At 42.8% G+C, this 21,707-nt stretch carries 17 protein-coding genes and 6 pseudogenes; 12 read left to right on the top strand and 11 right to left on the bottom strand.

The window, feature by feature from the left end:
* The first annotated feature begins 839 nt into the window (after positions 1 to 839).
* From R7H07_RS21265 to R7H07_RS21255, 3 genes are all read left to right on the top strand, one after another.
* Positions 840 to 2,186, top strand: coding sequence for a tyrosine-type recombinase/integrase (locus R7H07_RS21265; RefSeq protein WP_206960094.1), 1,347 nt, complete (start codon positions 840 to 842; stop codon positions 2,184 to 2,186).
* 140 nt (positions 2,187 to 2,326) lie between these two features.
* The gene (locus R7H07_RS21260) at positions 2,327 to 3,172 is read left to right on the top strand and encodes a hypothetical protein (protein WP_206960092.1); all 846 of its coding nucleotides are present in this window, start codon (positions 2,327 to 2,329) and stop codon (positions 3,170 to 3,172) included.
* Positions 3,173 to 3,182: 10 nt separating this feature from the next.
* The gene (locus R7H07_RS21255) at positions 3,183 to 3,956 is read left to right on the top strand and encodes a hypothetical protein (protein WP_182016519.1); all 774 of its coding nucleotides are present in this window, start codon (positions 3,183 to 3,185) and stop codon (positions 3,954 to 3,956) included.
* A gap of 329 nt (positions 3,957 to 4,285) precedes the next feature.
* Here the strand turns inward: R7H07_RS21255 and R7H07_RS21250 are convergent.
* A pseudogene (locus R7H07_RS21250) lies at positions 4,286 to 5,301 on the bottom strand (IS110 family transposase).
* A gap of 213 nt (positions 5,302 to 5,514) precedes the next feature.
* Between R7H07_RS21250 and R7H07_RS21245 the strand changes: the two are divergent.
* Entirely contained in the window at positions 5,515 to 6,399 is an 885-nt protein-coding gene (locus tag R7H07_RS21245) for a class I SAM-dependent methyltransferase (protein ID WP_149192533.1), read from the top strand.
* 293 nt (positions 6,400 to 6,692) lie between these two features.
* On the opposite strand, the gene R7H07_RS21240 is transcribed toward R7H07_RS21245, so the two are convergent.
* The 3 genes from R7H07_RS21240 to R7H07_RS21230 all read right to left on the bottom strand — a co-directional run bounded on the left by R7H07_RS21240 (position 6,693) and on the right by R7H07_RS21230 (position 8,252).
* Positions 6,693 to 6,947, bottom strand: coding sequence for a helix-turn-helix domain-containing protein (locus R7H07_RS21240; RefSeq protein ID WP_054730458.1), 255 nt, complete (start codon positions 6,945 to 6,947; stop codon positions 6,693 to 6,695).
* A 272-nt stretch (positions 6,948 to 7,219) separates the two neighbouring features.
* Positions 7,220 to 7,807, bottom strand: coding sequence for a hypothetical protein (locus tag R7H07_RS21235; RefSeq protein ID WP_120458844.1), 588 nt, complete (start codon positions 7,805 to 7,807; stop codon positions 7,220 to 7,222).
* A 154-nt stretch (positions 7,808 to 7,961) separates the two neighbouring features.
* Complete coding sequence (locus R7H07_RS21230; protein ID WP_045545244.1) at positions 7,962 to 8,252, bottom strand: helix-turn-helix transcriptional regulator; 291 nt, start codon at positions 8,250 to 8,252, stop codon at positions 7,962 to 7,964.
* A gap of 739 nt (positions 8,253 to 8,991) precedes the next feature.
* On the opposite strand from R7H07_RS21230, the gene R7H07_RS21225 reads away from it, so the two are divergent.
* The 3 genes and pseudogenes from R7H07_RS21225 to R7H07_RS21215 form a co-directional block, all read left to right on the top strand.
* Positions 8,992 to 9,741, top strand: coding sequence for a chromosome segregation ATPase (locus R7H07_RS21225; protein ID WP_182016525.1), 750 nt, complete (start codon positions 8,992 to 8,994; stop codon positions 9,739 to 9,741).
* Positions 9,731 to 11,071, top strand: coding sequence for a relaxase/mobilization nuclease domain-containing protein (locus tag R7H07_RS21220; RefSeq protein WP_191116302.1), 1,341 nt, complete (start codon positions 9,731 to 9,733; stop codon positions 11,069 to 11,071). Before R7H07_RS21225 ends, R7H07_RS21220 begins: the two co-directional genes overlap by 11 nt.
* A 44-nt stretch (positions 11,072 to 11,115) precedes the next feature.
* Positions 11,116 to 11,347: pseudogene (locus R7H07_RS21215) on the top strand (DDE-type integrase/transposase/recombinase); the annotation flags it as partial.
* Here the strand turns inward: R7H07_RS21215 and R7H07_RS21210 are convergent.
* Positions 11,347 to 11,508: pseudogene (locus R7H07_RS21210) on the bottom strand (group II intron reverse transcriptase/maturase); the annotation flags it as partial. The pseudogenes R7H07_RS21215 and R7H07_RS21210 sit on opposite strands and share 1 nt — an antisense overlap.
* Positions 11,509 to 12,246: 738 nt before the next feature.
* Here R7H07_RS21210 and R7H07_RS21205 point away from each other — a divergent pair.
* Positions 12,247 to 12,750: pseudogene (locus tag R7H07_RS21205) on the top strand (MFS transporter); the annotation flags it as partial.
* Between the two features lie 7 nt (positions 12,751 to 12,757).
* Here the strand turns inward: R7H07_RS21205 and tnpA are convergent.
* The 4 genes and pseudogenes from tnpA to R7H07_RS21185 all read right to left on the bottom strand — a co-directional run.
* Positions 12,758 to 12,973: pseudogene (tnpA, locus tag R7H07_RS21200) on the bottom strand (IS200/IS605 family transposase); the annotation flags it as partial.
* Positions 12,974 to 13,082: 109 nt separating this feature from the next.
* Entirely contained in the window at positions 13,083 to 13,778 is a 696-nt protein-coding gene (locus tag R7H07_RS21195) for a 4'-phosphopantetheinyl transferase family protein (RefSeq protein ID WP_017821449.1), read from the bottom strand.
* 214 nt (positions 13,779 to 13,992) lie between these two features.
* Positions 13,993 to 14,142 carry a hypothetical protein gene (locus R7H07_RS21190; protein ID WP_017634313.1) on the bottom strand — a complete coding sequence of 50 codons (150 nt, stop codon included), beginning with the start codon at positions 14,140 to 14,142 and terminating at the stop codon, positions 13,993 to 13,995.
* A gap of 3 nt (positions 14,143 to 14,145) precedes the next feature.
* Positions 14,146 to 14,383, bottom strand: a pseudogene (locus tag R7H07_RS21185) (transposase); the annotation flags it as partial.
* Positions 14,384 to 14,679: 296 nt separating this feature from the next.
* On the opposite strand from R7H07_RS21185, the gene R7H07_RS21180 reads away from it, so the two are divergent.
* Positions 14,680 to 15,756 carry a 3-deoxy-7-phosphoheptulonate synthase gene (locus R7H07_RS21180; RefSeq protein ID WP_017634314.1) on the top strand — a complete coding sequence of 359 codons (1,077 nt, stop codon included), beginning with the start codon at positions 14,680 to 14,682 and terminating at the stop codon, positions 15,754 to 15,756.
* 30 nt (positions 15,757 to 15,786) lie between these two features.
* On the opposite strand, the gene R7H07_RS21175 is transcribed toward R7H07_RS21180, so the two are convergent.
* Positions 15,787 to 16,566, bottom strand: a complete 780-nt coding sequence (locus tag R7H07_RS21175; RefSeq protein WP_017634315.1) for a 2,3-dihydro-2,3-dihydroxybenzoate dehydrogenase — start codon at positions 16,564 to 16,566, stop codon at positions 15,787 to 15,789.
* A gap of 177 nt (positions 16,567 to 16,743) precedes the next feature.
* Between R7H07_RS21175 and R7H07_RS21170 the strand changes: the two genes are divergently transcribed.
* Both R7H07_RS21170 and R7H07_RS21165 read left to right on the top strand, forming a co-directional pair.
* Positions 16,744 to 17,925 carry an isochorismate synthase gene (locus R7H07_RS21170; protein ID WP_017634316.1) on the top strand — a complete coding sequence of 394 codons (1,182 nt, stop codon included), beginning with the start codon at positions 16,744 to 16,746 and terminating at the stop codon, positions 17,923 to 17,925.
* A gap of 5 nt (positions 17,926 to 17,930) precedes the next feature.
* Positions 17,931 to 19,550 carry a (2,3-dihydroxybenzoyl)adenylate synthase gene (locus R7H07_RS21165; protein ID WP_017634317.1) on the top strand — a complete coding sequence of 540 codons (1,620 nt, stop codon included), beginning with the start codon at positions 17,931 to 17,933 and terminating at the stop codon, positions 19,548 to 19,550.
* Between the two features lie 42 nt (positions 19,551 to 19,592).
* On the opposite strand, the gene R7H07_RS21160 is transcribed toward R7H07_RS21165, so the two are convergent.
* Positions 19,593 to 20,474 (bottom strand): isochorismatase family protein, encoded by an 882-nt coding sequence (locus R7H07_RS21160; RefSeq protein ID WP_176311020.1) that lies wholly within the window; start codon positions 20,472 to 20,474, stop codon positions 19,593 to 19,595.
* A 216-nt stretch (positions 20,475 to 20,690) separates the two neighbouring features.
* On the opposite strand from R7H07_RS21160, the gene fepB reads away from it, so the two are divergent.
* Positions 20,691 to 21,692 (top strand): Fe2+-enterobactin ABC transporter substrate-binding protein, encoded by a 1,002-nt coding sequence (fepB, locus tag R7H07_RS21155; protein WP_242539628.1) that lies wholly within the window; start codon positions 20,691 to 20,693, stop codon positions 21,690 to 21,692.
* Positions 21,693 to 21,707: the final 15 nt, after the last annotated feature.

The raw sequence follows: 21,707 nt of genomic DNA, 5'->3' as shown, positions 1-21,707 counted from the left end.
TTTCGCGTATTACCATCAGATTTTGAAGTACCTAATATGACTCCGATTTTCATCGAGCCTCCATGTTACATAACGCCCTGTTAAGGGGTGAGCAACGCAATACCGAAGCCGCCGCATACCACCTTAATCACTTAAACCAACGCATAGTGAAAATGCCACGCGTTGCGAATCCCTCTTAAACAGTTTGTTAACTGAGCGCCTTTCAGTTTTCGCCGATCTTACAGCCACTTTAGCCAAAGCTGGTTTTCCTAATTAATGATTAGTAAAGCTAACTCAAATATGTATTTAACTAAAAGATTACCGTTTACCTTTAGTTTGAAATGCGTCTCACAACACCATACTTCGGCGATGTAAGTGCGCCGAACTAATCGCGAATGCCTTATATTATTAGAAGGCTTTGTGCCGCCTTTCTCATGAGAAAACTTAAGTACCAAATTGAATTAGTCGCATTAGCTTAATTAAGGGAACCGACCAAACACGCTAAACCTCTGAACCTAGTAACGGTATCAATGTGCTTTCATATTTTCTGCGCCAGTTAACGCCTTGCTAAGGTGTGAGTAACGCAATACAAAAGCTACCGCACAGCGCCTTAATCACTATAAGCCACCGCAAAGTAAAAATGCCACGCGTTACGAATCACTCTTAAGAATTCCCACACACTAATCACCATGACTCACCACTTCTCAAAAAGCAACCTAACCGTTTGATTTAAAATAATATAACACTCTTTCACAGTCACCTTTTCTCACTACATCTCACAGCTCTAGCACCCCCTTGCGTACCCCAAAATCGATTGATAAGTTGAAGGGGAACAAACAAATAAACAGGAGGATAGCAGCATGGCTATCAATAAATTAACAAATACACAAATCAAGAATGCAGCGAAAAGTGACAAAGAATATTCACTATCAGATGGTGGAAATCTCTACCTAAGAATACGTAAAAATGGCTCTAAGAACTGGTTATTTATCTACACAGACTTTAGCACTAAAAAGCGTAAAAAAATGGGGCTTGGCTCATACCCTAATATGACGCTGGACGAAGTACGCAAGGTCGCTAAAGAGCTTCGTGAGCAAATGACGAAAGGCATTGACCCAAAACTGTTTCGTGAAAAGCAGAAGTTAGACCGTTTGGTTGAAAGCCAACTGACCTTTAAAGCGGTCGCAGAAAAGATGCTTCTGAAAGAAGAAATTCAAGAGACCACTAACCGAGAAAAGCTGATTGTCGAAGAACGTGAGAGAGCTAGAATTTATGGCACGGTATTCGGGCAAGATGAAATCGACCGCATCACCAACAAAGTACGCTCGTCACATCGCAAGCGTCTTTTCTTAAAACGTAACCTATACCCTAAACTAGGCAACCTCCCCCTAACCTATATCACTGCCGCTGGAGTCATTTCGGTCATCGAACCCATGCAGACTAAAGGACAATTAGAAAATGTAAAACGTGCATGCTGTATTGCCAATCAAGTGATGAAATTCGCGGTAAACTCAAACATCATTAAATCTAATTGCTTAGCCGACATTAAAGACAACTTTGCCAAATCAAAAGTCACTCACATGCTCAAAGTACCGCCAAACGAACTTGGTGAAGTGATGGCTATCATGTCAAACAACCAAATGAAACCCGTCACCCGTTGCGCGTTCGAAATGCAAATGCACACGATGACTCGCGCAGATGAACTCGCTGCCATGCGCTGGTGTGATATCAACATTAAGAATAAACTTTGGACAATCCCAGCTTTCTACACTAAAGGCAAACGTGAACATTTGGTGCCTCTGAATGACTACACGTTAGGGATATTAGAGTTCATTCGACCAATATCAGGAGAGCACGTCCACGTATTTCCATCTGACAAGCCGAATACTAAATTCCCACACATAAGTCCTTACGCCGTGAATTCGTCACTCAACCTCACTAGTTTGAAAGGCAGGCTCGTCAGTCATGGGTTTAGGGGCATTGCCAGCACGTATCTCAATGAACACAAACAGTTCCGTGAAGATGCCATCGAAATGTGTCTTGCCCACTTAGATAAGAACACCACTCGAGCTTCATACAACAGTGCGTTGTATCTCGATGAACGATACGAAATTCTTCAATTCTGGAGCGATTATATTGTGGAATCGACAGGCAACTACTATTCGATTGCAGGACAATATCGAGCGGAGAATAAACAGAGCGCATAACCAGCGCTTCAGTATGCATTACCACTGAGCCTGAATGGCTTAACACCACTTAACTTAACTCACCGTCACTTATGACACCCTTAACCAGTTTAGGGGGCAGACTTCTGCACCCTAAATTCAGCCAAGAAGGAATCACGCCTATGCCAAATTTGAACTTACACCAAGCTCACTTAAGCCAATTTGAGGTAAAACCCATCAGCGAACATCCTCGCTTTAGTGAAATGCAAGCGCTGCGCCGTTTACGCCGAAAAGGACGCCTAGCCCTCCCCCATCAAAATGAAAACATCGGAATAAAACAACACCGTCAGCTTAGCGCCCATCATATCTCCACCAATCAGCATGGCATTTATCAAGTCAAAATCACACCACCATTATCCTTAAGAATCTCAGGCTGCACTAAGTCTCATTATTTTGTGGCACTGAAAACAGATGAACCGCAACATGCAATAAGCAGAGCGAAAGCAGTGCGCTTACAAGCTAAGTGCTTTTTCCAAAACAACCCCCATGCCCTTCCCAACTCTCTGTCATTGAGTCAGCAATTATTAGTGCAAATCCACTTAGTGGCTAAACATTTTCCTGTGGTTCGTGCTTACAAACACAAACCGACAAAAGACGATTTCCCAACCTTGCCCTCTTTAGATTTGTGCAACGCAGAAGAGGACATTCGTTTTCCATACCTCAACTGGTTAAGTGAATTGATGGAAGAGCGCGAGCATTCAGGAATGCCTCGATTCAGACTCAATCAGATTGCAGATTACCTTCATCAGTTTTTACGCTTCGTTGACGACAACCACTCCAGCAGCAATGAAAGGTTATACATACAGACGCGAGACATTCGTCAATATCATAAGGAACTCGGCCAATCGAACCTATGCCACAAAGAGCAAAAACAGCGTATTGATGCCGTACACTTTTACTTTCGCTGGTTGAGCTATCGAGGCTATTGCACTGCCCCAAGACTGACACGCCCCTTTTCTCTTAATTAGGAGTTTAACCATGATGATAACTAACCCTATACGCCTCAGCGTCATTTCTGCACTCGATGAAGGCTTGGCTTACTCCAGTTCCGATTACTTCGCCCCGCTTCTGATGCAAGGTATCAGTGCCGTGGACATCGGTCTCATTGAACTGGTCACCACGATTCTGCGCAGTGAACCGTATCTCAATGAAGCCGACCTGCTCGAGCGTGGGGTGAGCCAAAAACAAATCCAGCGGACGTTGGGTGGTTTTGACAACTTCAAGCAACTGTTGAAGATTGATGATTATTGTTTTAGCGATTTACTACGAGACAATCACTGGGATATCAACCACGGCATCACACTCTCGTACTTCCAATACCAGAAATTTTATCAAGATATACGCAGAGACTACATCCATGGCCATATTGCTGACATGCATCCCAACCTATCAGTATTACTCAATGATGATTACCCTATTCACTCTATTCCTATCACCCGAAGCCATTACGCCACCGTTCCTGCTACGGACGCCGAAGCAGCGGCGGTGAGTTTTGCTTTGCTGTTCCGAGACTACGAATTCATTGAGTATGACGAATCGAAATCGCTCCTGACCTTACAAGCGCATCGCCGCGATAAAGCCGCAGTCATTGAAGTGCGTTGCCTGGCTTCGCAATTTTGTCAAAACACCGCCGCTGGGATATGTGTCGTGGATGACGCTCAAGCCATGACTAAGCTCAGAAATCAGAGAAAAATTCTGGATTTTAAAACCCTGATTGAGAGAAACACACGTAACACCACAATACCAACTTAGGCACCTTGAACATCTCAAACATGGCATTAGAACTAGAGATACAGCTTTCTTTTAAGAAAGCTGTTTAAACTCTTTTTTGGACATATATGGACGCCCCTGTGATTGCAAGAACTGATTAGGTTCGGTTCGCTGACATATATCCGACGTCTCTATGAGCTTTTACTGCTCGCGCCATGATGTAATCTGCTCTCAGCTTCCTTTACATTTCCGCGGCATAAATAATGCCTTGTCCAGAATCAAGTTTTAGCAGAGACGTTGACCGTTTGTTCATCAATACTTGCAAACTCGGGTACTGCTATTTATCTGTAAATAATTCTATAAATTAACTGTTACGCAAAGGCTTTATTCACATCAAATTGTTCGCCTGAACTTAAAAGGCGCCACCCAATTCGACATAGATTGTTTGCCAAGGCCACAACTGCTTTAACTTTACCTCGTCTGGCAATTAACTCCCGTAGCCAAGTCCCCATCCTATCCTGACGTTTATCTGCATACCGAACGATCGCTCGAGCACCATGCAAAATAAGCGTTCGTAACTATTTATTACCGTTTTTGGTAATACCTTTCAGGCAGGACTTACCTCCTGAGCTATGCTGCTTCGGAACTAAACCACACCAAGCGAAAACTGACGGACATTAGAGAATTGCTTTCCAGTACCGAGTTCACTGATTAACGCAGAGCTGATAATGGGGCCAAATCCAGGAACTTCTTGTAACGTTTTAAAACGGTGGTTGGTTTTGCACAGCTCCAGTAAGTCATGTTCCACTTGCTGAATATCCCTATTTAACTGTTTAAGCTCATCGTAGTTTTCAAGCAATAGACGCCTCATAACGTGTGATAGCTGATTACTCGCATCTTCAATGGCTAATGGTAGAAGTTCTTGAAACTTAGTTACATGCTTAGGGAATATCACACCGTATTCAGCGGCCATGGCACGAGATTGATTTACTAAAGCAATGCGATTATCGACGAGGCGCTGACGAACATTTCGCAATGCCTTGATATCTTGCTGCTCAATAGTTTTTACTTGAACGGAGTGGACATCTGGCCGTTGGGAAGCTTCGTATATTGCTCTGGCATCATTGGCATCGTTCTTCTGATGCCCAACAAATGGTTTAACGAATTGAGCTGAGATCAGCATGACTTCAAACCCGTGCTGTTTCATTTGTCGGGCCCAATGGTGGGATGATGCACAAGCTTCCATAGCAATGAGAGTGCTCTCAGGAAGCTGACTCAGTTTCTTCATCAAATCACTTCTGATGATTGCCACCTTGTTATCATGAAGTAGAACACAAACCTGAAAGACGGATTTGGCAATATCGATACCAACAACTTTAATGTTCATGATGGATGCTCCTTCGTAATTAAGTGCTAACACCTTAATTCTGGCTCATCGAAGCCGTTAATGGGGGCGTCCATCACATCAATTCCATTTTAGGGCTTTTACTAATTTAGATTTGTATGGATAATTTTGGTATCGAAAAACACTACTCATATCTTCCAACAAGCAAACCACTCCTTACGCTTGATTTGCTCAACTTCACACGTATCACTATTCGTGTTAGCAAGATCTCACTGTACCGATAAGCGTTTGCAATCTAATGTCGGACAAAGCAATAATCAGCAAGTATCCATGCACGAGATGCTCAACAATTTGGAGTTAGCTATGGGATGGAATGGTAATAAATATGACTGTTTCCAAAAGGAGTACCAGTACCATTCAGGCCTAACCTTACTCGAAAAACTTACAGAATTAAATCATCTGAATGGTAAGTCGGTAATTGACTTGGGGTGTGGAAATGGTGAGCTTTCATCGTTAATTTCTCAGCATACCAATATGACAGTGAAATGTGTTGATGCTGACGCTTCAATGATCGATGTTTTTACTCGCAAGCACTCTTCTGATTTTACAGAAATCGAACATGCAGACATCGCATTGTGGCTAGATAAACAAAGAGAGTCTTCATCTGATGTAATTTTTTCTAACGCTGTATTTCATTGGTTGGGTACGCATGAGCAACTCACCCCTGTTCTATTGAATTGCTACCGAGTATTGAAACATAATGGCATGATCGCCTTAAGATTTTCATTAAGTGATAACGCTCTAAATATAAAAAGATATCTCCACAACAAAATCGTTGAATTTAACGGAGCACACGTTGACGACTTTTTCTATTCACAACTAACTCTAACAAGGTTCTTGACTCAGCTTGAACTAATCGGTTTTACAGTCCTCTATTCAAAAGAAGAGTCTTACTACCCATTCAATAATTCGGACAGGGATTTAGATTTTATACTCGATAGTCAGCCTATCTATGACTATATACCCAAAGATCGTTATGCTGATTTTATAGAGTACGTAACTGATGCTTGGAACACAGAGGTAAGCAAAGTTAGGTTAAAAAGTCACCATGCGCTTATTATTGCGTCAAAAAATGCGTAGCTCTGGTTTTAAGTAGTTGCAAGCAATTAGAAAAACTAATTCAAATTGGAGTCGGTACACAATGGGGCTTCATTTCTACTGACACAGAAAGGGGCAGAAGTTTGTCGCGGTGACTGGGGGAAGCAACTATTGAGGGAAATTATGAGTTGAAAAGCAACTGAGAAGGATTTCTTCCTAGTTGCCAGTACGGAATGGGGAAAAAATAAGCTGGTCGCACATTCATCGATTTGCTAACTCGATGATGATTGTGAGAGAACAACTTAATTATAAAGTTGGCTTTGTTTTACAGCGTTTTACCAATCATCTGGCTCACGAAGCTTTGCTTGTTGTCGGCTTACAGCTTTATCTTGAATATGTAGCTCTAGGTCGAGAGATGACAGAAGACGCATCAGACTTTCGATACTGGATGAGGCAGGATCACGTTCAAGTTTCGATACTGTTGTCTGTTTTAACCCAACCATGTCCCCGACTTTAGTCTGGTTTCGTCCTTGAGTTCTGCGTACATCACGCAAGTACACCCCTAGTTGCATAGGGCTTGTTATGAGCATATCTGCCTCCAATGTAAAATTATCCTCTATAGGGGATATTAGCACTTTATCCCCTTTAGGGGTTAGAGGTAATAGTAGTAGTGTTTGTTTTGATGGAGAGATTAATTGAAAGGCGTCAAATAGTCCTAGGTCCAAAGTGTCATTCGATTTGCTGTCAATTTGAGCTTTAAACTCTCTCGTCGATGCGTGGACAGCGCTGCCAAAAACCGCTCTACGATACACTTGTTGCTCTCAAACCTTTGCCAAACCACATCACATAGTGTACCGATGGTTTAAAACGTCGCTTCAAACGGCAATAATCCCGCTAACTGATGCGCATAGTTTTCCCAAAACTGACACTGCTCTCTCGTCATAAATTCATGGTGTGGCGCGACCTTAGACTGAATAACTCTCCCATCACAAATTCGCATCCGACCACAGGCACAACTGAAATGCTCGTCATAAAAACGAACGTCAAACGTTAACCCTGGGTTTTGGTCTGACAAAGCGAAAACTATCTCCTTAGGATACGTATTTAGCGTGGTGAATATGATTGGCTCTAAATGCGGGGTTCCTTCTTCGCATGCTTCTTGAAACCGAAGCAAATTAATGTAGTCCCCCATATCTGCAGGAAAGTCATCTTTCCATGGATTAAAGCATCGATAAGGCACACCGCATTCAAATACATCGCAGGCCCCCCAATGGCGCATCATCCACGGCTCTTTTATAAAGTAATCCGTGGCGTTTCGTATCGCCGCTGGCATCGGGACAATGTTGTTGAAGTCAATTTGACCAAAGTGGTCAACAATATTAAGGTACAGTGCTTTGCACTTCTCTGAATCGCCACTTATGGTCAATTCGCTGGTAATTCGATAAGTCATATATTAATTCCTATTTTTATTATTATTTTTAATCAGGTATAGATAAGACGCCTATCATTAGAGAGGCGGAGAAACGCATGCACTCTCTTGACATGAATAGACGTACAATTGACTGAATTAAGCTCTGCGCTTTAGCGCAGAACTCGATGGCCTGTTACTGAAAGTTCATATATTGCAGGAGCGGATTCGCTTGTTTGAGCGTCTGACGCTGAGCAAGCAGCTCAGCGACCACCCGTTTTTTATCTTCTCCTATTGCACAGGCAATAAGAAACGCATCGACTTCATGCGACATGAAGCCCACGGCCTTTGGACCCAGTTGTACAGCGGGCGGAAATGTGCCATCATTAATTCGGCGATGTAAGGTAGCTTGAGATAAACCAACGCGTTTTAATACGTCAGCTTTCTTTTCTATTTTCAGTTGATTAATTGGGTGTATAAGCGCCATGAGACGCCTCCGTTTATTTTTATTATGACTCAAGGAGCCGTTAAAAATATAATATTCGCATTTTAAAGTGAAAAGAAATCACTTTTTCGCATTTATTTAACCAAAAGTAAATATACCCACCTTATATATTTCACGAAAAACAAAATATATAAAACCCATATATTAAACACCATGTCAACATGGCCTATCATAGCAATTAAAAATAGATAATCATTAATGCAATCTCTCTATTAATTTCACTCAACAATCACACCTCTCGTTTATTTTTACGCCCATTAAACTCAGCTTAATCTATGTAATATCCGCCCCGACAACGACTTACTCAGTTCCAATGAGACGGCCTGAAAGCGACTGAATGCACCAGGGACACAATGATAGTGCGGCGCAAATGCTTTGTTGCAAACGGCATTTTCGATGTCGTAACGCGCACTTTCCCTGTCGCACTCGACAAATTCCGTGTCATATTACGCAGTAAATACAGGATTATTCAAACCGCCATATGATATCCAATTAACTTAATTAAAATAAACACTTTCAATCTCGTCAATTATATCGTTATAATAAAAATACTCAGAACAAAAATAGTAACAAGCTGGTATCGCGCGTTATTATTTGTTCCAAATAAAACACACGAAAGCCATGCCTCACTGCGCGAGGTTGCGCTAACAGCCTTCGGCGTTATCGCTTGAAAACACAAAACACTCTAAATAATTAAAATAATAAATAGAGAAATTTAAAAATGGATATTAATATCAACACAGTCGCAGCGACTGTCATTCGCTGCACATCTAGAAAACATAAACAAATACTATCGGCATTCATTGAAAGTCACAGCTATTCAGCAGAGGAGTTGACTACACTACTCGCAGGACTGTTACCCTCGCCGATTGAGTCTGGGGTAACCATCGCTTCACAACAAACCTTTATTTCAGAGCTTTCTCACGCTTTATATCTCCACCAGCATCCCAATGACGCCGATAAAAATCAACTGATAGATGCTCGCAAGTTAATTCGTATCGTTCAGGCGAATTTTAAAAAACAACGAAAAAGTGACGAAGAGCTGTATTGCAAAGCAGTGAAAACCAATCTCACTGGAAGCGAATACCAACAGTTACTGCAAACCATGGAAAGCTACCATTACAAATCAGCAAGCCGATTTCTTCGTGATGTCATCACACATAAACTGACGGTTAAGCCACAACAAAACGATGCGATTTCAGAATATTTTCAGCAAACTAAACGTATCGCTAATGTAATGGAATCACTCATTGAGCAAGATAATCCCCTGTACGACCATGAAATTGCCCATCAACTGGGTGATGCTCTGTATGAACTAAAACAGAATTTACAACTCACCCGAAATCTCGCTATCGACGCTCATAATTCTCAAACCGCCGAGCTGTTGGCCATGCATTACTTAGACAGCAACGCGTTGAGAGCACTCTACCGCAACAAGTTGGAGCAGGAGGATAGAAGAGATGATATTTGAAGAGCTAAAATGCAAAAACGATAAACAAACCACCCACGATGCGGCTCAACTCGTCCGCTATGGGGCAAAACAGACGGACGACATTACTCAACTGATTGAGTACTCATCCAGCCAGTCGAAAGATGTTTTTCACAGGGGAACATCGCAATTCATCTGTGCGAACGAAATCGCTTCTGTTCCCCTTGGCGCAGAGCGCCAAGATGCTAGAGAAGTTGACTGGAGTCGCGCCATTGCTGAACTGCAAAGCGCTTATCTTGCCAATACTAATACGAAACAACCCTTTCGCCATTTTGTAGTCTCCCTAGCGGAGGGGGAACAGTTATCCCTGAACCAGTGGCGAAACACCATTAAACAGCTCATGCCCCATCTTGGCTATGAAAACGCTCGTTATATCGCGTTTAAACACTCCGATACTGATAATGAACATGTCCATATTGTCGCTTCGACCACCGATTTACTCACAGGCAAAATCATTTCTAACTGGCAATCGCACCTCAAAGCCCAAGAAATTATGAGGGAGCAAGAAGTGGCGCTAGGGTTACAAACAGTACAAAGCTCAGGGGTACACCACTCAAGTTATGACACTGATATACTAGGCGAAAAAGAGAAAACGGTTATTCGCGTGATGAGAAGAAAAGTGGATTCGGCGATTCGTACTCTGCCCCCCTCATCTTCACTGACTCAACTTGAAACGGCGCTGCTCAAACAAGGTATTGAAATCGAACTGATACCAGACAGGACAAACACTCGATTTAAAGGTATCGCCTACCGATTTCATCAGTATCGTTTTGCTGGCTCATCCTTGCGAAGTGGTAACAAGTACACACTAGGAAAGCTAATCAAAAATAGTGTCCTCGCGCCAACAGCACTGACCATCTCAGACTACGATAAACATCATGTCGAGAGACAGCAGGCACAAGCGCACTTCAATGCAACACGAAAACTGGCGATCGCTCATGCTGATGAGGTAAAAAAACAAATAGAAGAATACAACCACCAGCGTTACCGACACCTGCTATTGATAGCCAAGAAGCACACGGAAGCACAGGAGCAGTTTGAGCTTTGGTGTGACTACGCTAAAAAAATACACGCGGTTCGGGATAAAGCGGTCGTACGGGCTATTTATGAATGTGAGCGCGGGATTTATCAAGCCTCAAATACGATGAGCAAATGGTTTTATCACATCTTACTCATCATGTTTGAGTACTCACAAATTGCAAAAGACTTAGTAACTATTTCTCCGCTACAGGAAATACAAGCTGAGAAAATACAGCTAGATAAACGACAAACTGACTTGCTAGAGCCTGTAAATCACTTCAGGAATCCATAATTGAAAACTGGTAGCTGGATTGGTCATTATGCAACCTAAGCTAGTTGTATCTTGCCGTTGTTGTCGATCTTTTCTAAAGAAGAGTGATTAGCTGGTCGATGAAAAGTCGAATAACTAAAAAGTTGGTTTGGGATGCGCTTTTAATGGCTATATGGTGACGTTCTCCAATCCAAAAGGTACTCGCGCATTCAGAGCAAGGCAGTCTATACGAGTCACGACTGGAATAAGTTCTTAAAGCAACATGGACTGGAAGCCAGTATGACCCGTCGAGGTAATTTAATGAGCAGTTTCCCTTTGAACTTCCTATGATTAAAACCTAGGAAATCAAAACCTCTGCTGACATGGGTAATGTGCGTTTTCTCTTCGGAGAGTCTTAAGCCTCTTTCTGCTAAGAAATCAGCAATCAACGGTTTGATATCGTTCTTCAAATTCTCTTGCAACGGAAGGCCAGTCGGAAGTCAGCTCACTTTCGTGCCAGATAAGTATCTGTATCTGCATCGTTACAATACAGGCTTCCCGTGTTCCGTATGTCAGTGTAGATGCCCGCTATAGTGCGGAGAGTTCAACGATCACGAAAGAGCATGGGGCAATCTCTTTCCGACTCTCATGCCTTTTGGCCACAGCGTATTAACCACTTCCGCTGTTTCATAGCATAACGCACCTTAGACGGATTCACGTATGTTCATCATGCTGACTACCTAGCACTCGCCCGATTCATGTGGTTATCAGGAGGATCGTCCTCTCGCGATTTCAATCCCGATTGGTAAATACCAACCTTCGTTACATTGTCAGACTCGCTACTTTATTCAGAGTCCTAGGTTCATCTGGTGATACAGAAGGTTTACTCGTTGAGCGGTGAACAGCGCTTCATACGACCTCACGTCGCACGCCCCAAAGTTTCTTAGCCCCCTCAGGTCAACACTAGCTAGTGTTGCAACGAATGGGTTAATTTATTTAATCCTGCTAATATGATTTTTTATCAGTGATTTTGATGCACAGAGCAATTCACCAATCTCCAGCCTCTCCGTTAGAAAAAATCCAAATAAAAATGTTACCAAATTAACTAATTCAACTAATTGCACTGCTCTAAATCTGACCTATAGCACTGAAATTAAGAGTAGATATACTGAATAGATTCTGTGCAATAAGAAGGTTTATATGGAACATCAGAGCCTATTTACGTACCAGCGCTTTCTCGTCCGGTTTGGATCGTATTGTTTGGTACCCTATTCTCACGCATTAGCTTGTTTCTGGCCTGGCCGTTTCTGATTGTCTTCCTCTATCAAGATTACGCTGCCAGCGAGATCGCCATCGGCACCATGTTGGCGCTTTCGGCGCTGGTAGGCAGCACCTCTGGGATCTATGTCGGCTACCTATCAAATAAATTTGGCCGCAAAGTGATGATGCTCGGCGGTAATGTGATCGCTGCGCTGGCGTATACTGGCATTGGGCTGGCTGATCAAATCTGGCACTTCTTTGCCTTGCTGCTGATCACTGGCTTGATGCGTCCGACCATTGAGGCACCCTCCAAGGCAGTGATTAGCGACTCTCTGCCCGACAAAAAAGACCGCGAACTGGCGCTGAATATGCGCTATTTTCTGATCAATCTCGGTGGATCTATCGAGCCCTTGGTGGGCATCACTCTAGCGCTGGCGCACCCACAAAAGCTCTTCTATGTCTGTGTGTGTGGGGGGGGGGGACGCTGATACACATGTGAACATGATCTTTCATCAAGTGCCCTTCCTCAATAGTCACGCCTTTCCGTTTCGCTAACTCATGAAACGTTGAACCTAGATGTTTTCGCAGTGCACCATATATCAATCTTTGTCTCTTTTTCGGTATAAAAACCACATGGTATTTACAATCCCAACGGGTATGAGACAGACTCTTATAGCCTCGCATAGGTTGTTTCCTCTTTACTTTTGGTCGAGAAAAGAAGTTACACCGTTGTCATGGTCAAACCTATGCGAGTCACCCCAGCTTAGCTGGGGATTTACCAGTATTTAATTAGTTAGTGTTTCAGGTGATGTTCACCAATCACACACCATGTAATGTAATGTGTATCATCCATCATTGAATAGCGGACTTTAATATTCACCTCACTGTTCAAATATTCATCGAGAATAAGGCTTGTCGCAAAAGTCAGTTCTTGTCTATCGCAATCAATCTGCTCAAGAACGACTGAATCAAAATCTAAAATCTGTTGAACGGTAGGGAAAATCGCTTTATAGATAGCCTCTTTTGCGGAAAATATTAGCGTTAGAAACTGACAAATATCATCAAAGTGAGCAGCGTGATGCCGTTCATTAAGCGAGACAATTTGTGATGATAGTTGATTCGCCCACTGACGAGACATCACTTTCTCAATGTCTACCCCTACCCCAACGACATCTTCACTACAGTGAGCAACAGATGCGACAGCATGTCCCACACAATGGGAAATAGACCCAACAATATTTTCAGGCCAAACAGGTTCATTCCCACGACCAATACCAATACTGCCGGCAGTTTCATGACCTAAATAGGTTAACGCTTGGTGCGCACACGCTCGTCCTGCCAAGAATTCACAACGGCGCTTAAGTGCCGCTTTACAAAAATTACTTGGTAAATGGATACCTTGCAACTCTATATTCGATATAAAATCAGGGCTGTAATCCACGCTTAGGTAGAGGGAAACCAAGTTATCAGACCACGGAAAAAGCTTCATAAAACTTACAAAAATTATTTTATAATGAGAATTATTATCTTATATCGATGAGCGTTTTGAAAGCTGTTGTCACTTATCTTTGTTCACAAACTCTTTCAGCGTATCAGCCTGCCCAGACATCTTGGCAAACTCAGATAATGTTACCGATCTTTATTGGGACGGTCAGAATAGGTCTGTTGAAAAAGGGGTTTAGCGATTGATAGCTCACCTTTAATTAATGCCCCATCGATTCGGTGTTACCACGTTCGTCACGAGCACATGCATCAGCACCATTTTGAATCAATAACGCCACCGCTTTAGATTGACCACTATGTACGCCCCGTAGGTTGATCCATTTGTACGCATGAACATCAAAATCATACATAGTTCGGCGACTGATACAAGAATATTGGGACAAACCAATGGGAACTCTGCCAATCTAAAAACAGAATCGATGAAGCCTTGTAGGCTAAAGGTAAGGAAAAGACGCGCTTTACAATGAGAGCGGTCGTGATAGCAAGGTCACTAAACAATCCGGGGCGACCACGTCTATTCTGTCTGGGTTGCTTCCACTCAGCTATCGCCTCTTCGTCAATCCAAAACGTGAGTGAACCTCAGTTAGCCAAGGAGTTATTGTACTTGCTCTAGTTAATAGTTTTGTAGCGAGGCTTAGGCATGAAATCAAAGTCTGTGAATGAATCTCCCTGATCTGATCGTAAGATTTTGGTTTAGTCCATTCGATTTCCGCAACAAAGCCAGTGCATAATTTAAATATACAATTTCGCTCTTATTTACTACCACCAGTATTGACAAGTTACAAAATGTTTCACACTATCTACCCTGGAATCGAAATGAGAACCATTATCAATTCTAATAAAACATCATTACATTTTCCGTCTTTTGGTTTATTTGGATATTAGTCATGCAACCTTTACACAACACCATCAACGCAGCGTCAGCCATACAACTCCCTACACTACACACTGTGTTATCTAAATCTGGAGTAGATGAGCGCTTAGAGCGTTTTATAGAGACTCAACGTGACGAGATCAAAGATATTCTATCGGGAAAAGATCAGCGTATGCTTGTGATCATTGGCCCGTGTTCAATCCATGACCCTAATGCAGCTTTGGAATACGCGAATAGATTAGCCAAAGTTCAAAAACAATTTAGTCAAACGTTAAAAATTGTCATGCGAACGTATTTCGAAAAGCCGAGAACACGAAAAGGTTGGAAAGGTTTTATCGTCGACCCAGAGTTAACAGGCGATTTCAATTTAGAGCAAGGTATCTATCAAAGCCGCTCATTATTGAAATCGATACTAGAGCTAGGCGTCCCTACTGCAACAGAATTTCTCGATACAAACATTGCTCCATATATTGCTGACCTTGTTTGCTGGGGGGCGATTGGAGCACGTACAACAGAGTCACAACCTCATCGACAACTTGCATCAGCACTTCATTGTGCTATTGGCTTTAAAAATGGAACAGACGGAAACACCTCCATATCCATTGACGCAATACATGCGGCAGGAGACTCTCACTTACTGGTGACTTTCGGTTCCAATGGGCATCCAATCGTACTCCAGACACCAGGCAACCCCCATTGTCATGTCATTCTTCGTGGAGGATTGGCTCCAAACTATTTTAGTCCAAATGTTCGTAGTACTGCTTATGACCTTGAGTACAACAAGTTAGCACCTAGCCTCATTATCGACTGCAGTCATGGCAACAGTGGTAAGATTGCAAAAAACCAACTCAATGTTATCAATAACATTTGCGATCAATTGACCGCAGGTGAAACGAGCATTTCAGGTGTGATGTGTGAAAGCTTTTTGCAAGGTGGTAACCAAGCATTGAATTCAGAAGAGTTGTGTTACGGCAAGTCGATTACCGACGAGTGTTTGAACTGGGATGATTCCGTAAGCTTCTTATCTAAACTCGATGAAGCTGTTAAGATTGCTTACCAAAACGAATACCTTCATTCTGAGATCGCTTAACTATTTAGCCGGGCATAACGCCCGGCTTCATTAGTTGTCTAACGTAGCCCCTCCGTCCACACGAAGATCATGCATTGTGATCTGTTTAGCACCATCAGACATCAGAAAGAGAACTGCTTTAGCTATGTCTTCTGGTTCTGCCATTTGCCCCAATGGAATCCCCAGCCGATATTGCTCTAAGTTGCCTTTTATGACTTCATTCTCGCCGTAGTTGACGTTCCATAGCTGGGTCTGCATGTCTGTTCTCGTTGAACCAGGGCTAACAAGATTGCAGCGAATGCCCTTTTCAGCAAGTTCCAAACCAACGCACTTCACTAGCATATGTAAGGCTGATTTTGTTGCTGCATATGCCCCTATATTCAACCTAGGTGTATTTGCCGAATTTGAGCCAATTACGACAATGTTTCCCTGCTGTCTATCTTTCATGCTGTTTGAAATCGCTTGGATTAACGCCAAAGCACCAAAGGTATTTACATCAAACATTTGTTTGATCTCATCCAAAGACATATCGTTCACGGCACCCAGATGCAATATTCCAGCACAACTCACTAAATGGTCAAACTGAAACTCACGATCGAGTTGGCAAACTTTGTCATTCACCTCATCGTGTTTTAATAAATCCAATTCGAAACAACATAACCTAGATTCATCAAAGCGAGCTCGAAGAGCTTCAATACTTTGATTCAACAACGAAATATCCTTATCTGTCGCTACCACTCGATAGCCATTTTCTAACAGATGTTCCAACACAGCATAACCAATACCTTTACCTGATCCAGTGAGGAGTACCGTTTCAAAAGTACTATTCATTTACCTTACCCCAACATTCAAGTGGTAGCAGAAATCTGACGTCATTTATCGCTCCTTATTAAAATGCAATTAATTATCGTTTGATGTTGATAATCATTCTCACCTATACTCTAGCACTACATTTGCATGTGAAACAATTTGTAAATATGAGTAACGTAATATTTAGAGGTTAGGTTTATGAAACGTGAAGTTGTTGGATTCTCCAAAATGACTGATGAGATTTTGGATGCGCGATTAGATGAGTCCCCTTTCTTCTTTGCTTCCCCCCATAGTTCGATGCTAGGCGTCGGTATTGAACAACAACTTGAGCAAGCCATTCCATTTTCACAACTGGCAGTTCAAGCCAATGAAATGTTGGAAAAAGCAAAGTCTGAATACAACGACAACCCTGTCTTGTTTGCCACCGTTCCTTTTAATGAAAATACGCCAACAAGATTTGTTATCCCAGAGAAGCTTTATGTTTCCAGTAGCCACAGAGCAAGAGGACAAGATAAACAAAGTTCAAATAAAGCGACCATAGTGTCTGCTCCAACCGGAAACGATTATAAACAAGGGGTATCTACTCTCTTGAATTTGTTTGATACCACAGAGCTATCAAAGGTCGTACTTTCACGCTCACTCAGGCTGGCAACAGATCACACAATCGACCAAACAGTGCTACTGCGTAACTTATTGTCCATCAATGCCAATGGTTACACCTTTGCTTCAGACATTGGAAGTGGGGTTAAGTTGATGGGAGCCAGTCCGGAACTACTACTGGCCAAAAAAGGTGGCCATGTAATTTCTAACCCGTTAGCCGGCTCTCGTCCCAAGTCTCAAAACACTCAAGAAAACCTTCATTTACGTGCTTCTTTGTTAGATACCCAAAAGGATCTGAATGAACATAGTTTTGTAGTCGAGGAAGTCGAAAAAGTCTTGAGTCGTTATTGCCACAACCTGTTTACTCCAATGGTGCCTTCAGTGATTGAAACGGAAACAATGCTGCACTTGTCGACCGTATTGGAAGGTCAGGCAGACGATCCAACAACAAATGCACTGCAAATCGCGGCTGAGCTCCACCCTACTCCAGCGGTTTGTGGGTTCCCGAGACATTCGGCTTATCAAGCCATTAAGCAGATAGAGAACTTCGACCGTGGCTACTTTACCGGCATGGTTGGTTGGTGTGATGCAAGGGGTAATGGTGAGTGGGTGGTAACCATTCGCTGCGCAGAAGTAAGCCAGCACGAAATGTGCGTGTTTGCGGGTGCAGGTATCGTCACGGACTCTTCACCTCAGAGTGAGCTAGATGAAACAGGAGCAAAGATGGGAACAATTTTACGTGCTGCTGGCATTCAAATTGACGAATTACTTACGGTATAGAACGCATGACGAACACACAGCACACGCTAGATTTTACACCATGGCCAAAAGAGTCCGCTCAGTACTATCGAGCAAAGGGATATTGGCAAGATAAAACATTATTCGACCATTTTCTGGACTCGGTTAAGACTCATCCAGATGCTTTAGCCATCATCAGTGGTGAATGCTCATACACCTATCAACAGTTGCATGACAAAATCACCCAGCTCGCTGCAGGATTCATTACATTAGGCCTGAAATCGGGTGACAATGTTGTCATGCAAATCAGTAATCGAGCGGAGTTTTATATCTGCTTCTTTGCTCTGACCATACAAGGGATAAAGCCAGTTGTTGCACTGCCGGCCCACCGAACTCTTGAGCTCGGCTATTTCTGTCGTCACGCACAAGCAAAAGCGTATATTTTCTCTGATGACACGCCGGGTTTTGATGCCCAAAAGACGGCCTTAATTTTGCAGGATGAATGTGCATCATTGTCATACCTCATTCACACAGACCAATCGGTAGATTCTCAAATTACCGAATTAAGTACGCTTTATAAAGCACAAGGTATTGCTCAAAACAGCAATGCTGACCATGTCGCTTTCTTCCAGCTGTCTGGTGGCACTACAGGCACTCCAAAGCTGATCCCAAGAACACACAATGACTATGCATATAGCGTTATCGCAAGTAATGCAATCTGTGACTTCAGTGAACAAACACGCTATCTGTGCGTATTACCAGCAGCACATAACTTCCCATTAAGTTCCCCGGGTGCGCTAGGCGTTTTCTTTGCTGGAGGCTGTGTGGTACTGGCACAAGATAGCTCACCACAAAATGCGTTCAAGCTGATTGAACAACATAGGATCACTGTCTCCGCTCTTGTACCACCACTCGCGTTACTTTGGATGAAACATGCAGAGACTGCCGGTGACGATATTTCTAGTCTTAAATTTGTGCAAGTTGGCGGCGCCAAGTTCAGTGAAACCGCAGCCAGAGAGCTACCTAATAAGCTAAACTGCCAATTACAACAAGTCTTTGGAATGGCGGAAGGTTTGGTCAACTATACACGTTTAGATGACCCGATTGATGTCATCGTAAAAACACAAGGGCGGCCAATGTCGCCAGACGATGAAGTGCTCGTGGTTGATGACGAAGGCAAACCCGTCCCTGTTGGTGAAGAAGGTGCACTATTAACCCGAGGCCCATATACGATCCAAGGTTATTTCCGCGCCAAAGAACACAATCAACGTTCATTTAACACAGAACGATTTTACGCCACGGGAGATCTCGTTCGACTAACCTCTGACGGCAACATCATTGTTACTGGACGTGATAAAGACCAAATCAACCGAGGAGGAGAAAAAATCGCCGCAGAAGAAGTAGAAAACCTAATACTTCAACATGACAGCGTACATGATGTCGCTTTAGTCGCCATACCTGATGAGTTTCTGGGCGAGAGAAGCTGTGCGATTATTGTTCCTGAAAACAACCAGAAACCAAAGCCTGTTGAACTAAAACGCTTCTTGCACAGTCAAGGACTTGCTCAATTCAAGATTCCTGACCAAATCCATTTTGCTGAAGCCTTACCGAAAACTCCGGTGGGCAAAATAAACAAGAAAGTGTTAAGAGAACAATTCTCTTCATAATAAAAAAACCGATTTCATTAGAAATCGGTTTTTACTTTAGCTCTAAGCGGCAACTTCCAAATTCGATTCAATCATTTGCCACCATTCTCTTAAGGTGGTTTTTTGCATGATGTCCGAAAAGGCAATATCAATGCCCTGCTTTCTCCAAGCTTCAAATAACGTCATTGCTCTTATGGAGTCTAGGCCTAAAAACATTAGGTTCTCATCAACATCAACGTCTTCAAGATCCATATCTAGAATCTCTGCGACATCAACGCGCATGGAAGCTAGGCTCAGCTCTGACTTCAGTTGCCCACCCTGTGCTATTTCATTGATAACCTGCGACATTGATTTAATGCAACCCGCTCTGCCTGCAACGTATTTCAACGCGTACTGGTGATCTTCCAAAGAAAAGTCTGCAATCGCATCCCCGACAATGAAGGGCTTAATGTCTAGCATAAATGCATCTAGCGCAGTGGACAAAATACCGATATGACCGTAAACCCCGACAATAATCAGTTGGTCACGCCCCGTTTCTCTCATCCAATCTAATAGAGGCGTCTTCTTAAACGCGCTATAGCGCCATTTTTTATACTGAATATCACCTTGTTCGGGGGCAACTTCTGCAATGATTTCTGTTTCTTGCGTGAGCCCAGTTCCCCAGAAATCCGTTAGTAAAGCACGTTCCTTAGGATCTTGATTCGCAGGTTGCGCCGTATAAACCACGGGGATATTCGCATGACGAGCTGTCTGTGCGATATTTTGTACATTGCGAAGTAAATGTGGGATAGGTTGCTTGGCTTTATCAAAGAAGTTAATAAAGTATTCCTGCATGTCGTGAACCAATAACACCGCTTTGTCTGGCTCAATACTCCAGTTGACTTTGTTATCAGGGAAAGTATCAACTTCTGGTATTTCGTAGCCAGCAATCTTGGGAATCGCCATTTTTTATAATCCTTAGTAAGTTATTTCCTATATAGGAATTGGTTGACGTTGTTTATGAACAAAGAAATAAATGGTAACAATTATCATTTAACCAATGGTAAGCAGCAACAAAGACAAAATCAATTGATAATGATAGTAATTCGCAATAAAGTAGCTACCTTCTACCAATAATGAAGTCATACGCGTTCGTTATAGAGCGATTAACCACGGGAACTGATGATGAGACACCACTATGCGAGAGTTTTTATAGGGCTGCTTTTTCTGACCTTATTGTCGGCATGCAATGACGCTACAATTTCAGACCAGCAGTCTAAGCCATTAACTGTTTCGGACGGTTGGCCGAAGAAAATAACGTCAAGCTATGGTGACATCACACTGACATCGCCACCCAAGCGAATCGTTTCCACCAGTGTTTCCATCACAGGAACACTTTTGGCTATTGATGCTCCAGTAATTGCTTCGGGTGGGACGCTTGCCAACAGTCCTGTCGCAGATAAAGACGGGTATTTTTATCAATGGCGCTCCGTTGCCAATGAAAGAAACGTTAAACCACTGTATCAAGGCCTAGCTAATGCAGAAGCCGTCGCCAAAGAACGACCAGATTTGATTATTGTGTCCGCAACGGGTGGTGACTCAGCAATAAAAATGTATGACCAGTTCTCAGCTATCGCTCCGACGCTGGTTATTAATTATGACGATAAGAGCTGGCAAGAGCTTGCCCGACTATTGGCATCCTTTACTGATCGGGAAACGCAAGCGGAAAACGCAATTCAACGCTTCAATCATAGGGTCGCAGAAATCAAAGAACGCATTAAACTGCCACCTCAACCAACGACTGCTATGGTGTATTATGGCGATGGTCGTGGCGCTAATTTTTGGACAGTAAACTCCGCCCAAGGAAGAGTTTTGCAAGCTTTAGGGTTTGAGTTAAGTGAAATCCCAGAACCACTCACAGACAATCATCAAATGGGACGACGAAAAGATATTGTTCCAGTCAATGGTGAGAACTTTGCCGATGCGATAACAGGTCAATCCATACTTTTGTTCGCCGCAGAAGCACCTGTGATTCAGCAATTACGAGAAAATAAGTTCATCGCCCATTTGAAAGCGGTTCGAGATCACCATGTTTACGCAATGGGTAATGATTCATTTAGACTTGATTATTACAGCTCCATGAATTTACTTGAGAACATTGAAACACTTTTCAGTGCTCAATAGAAAACAAACCGCCCA

The sequence above is a fragment of the Vibrio sp. Vb1127 genome (genome assembly GCF_033338735.1).
In the GTDB taxonomy this organism is placed as follows: Bacteria; Pseudomonadota; Gammaproteobacteria; order Enterobacterales; family Vibrionaceae; genus Vibrio; species Vibrio alginolyticus.
This window is presented reverse-complemented; position numbering and strand designations above follow the sequence as displayed.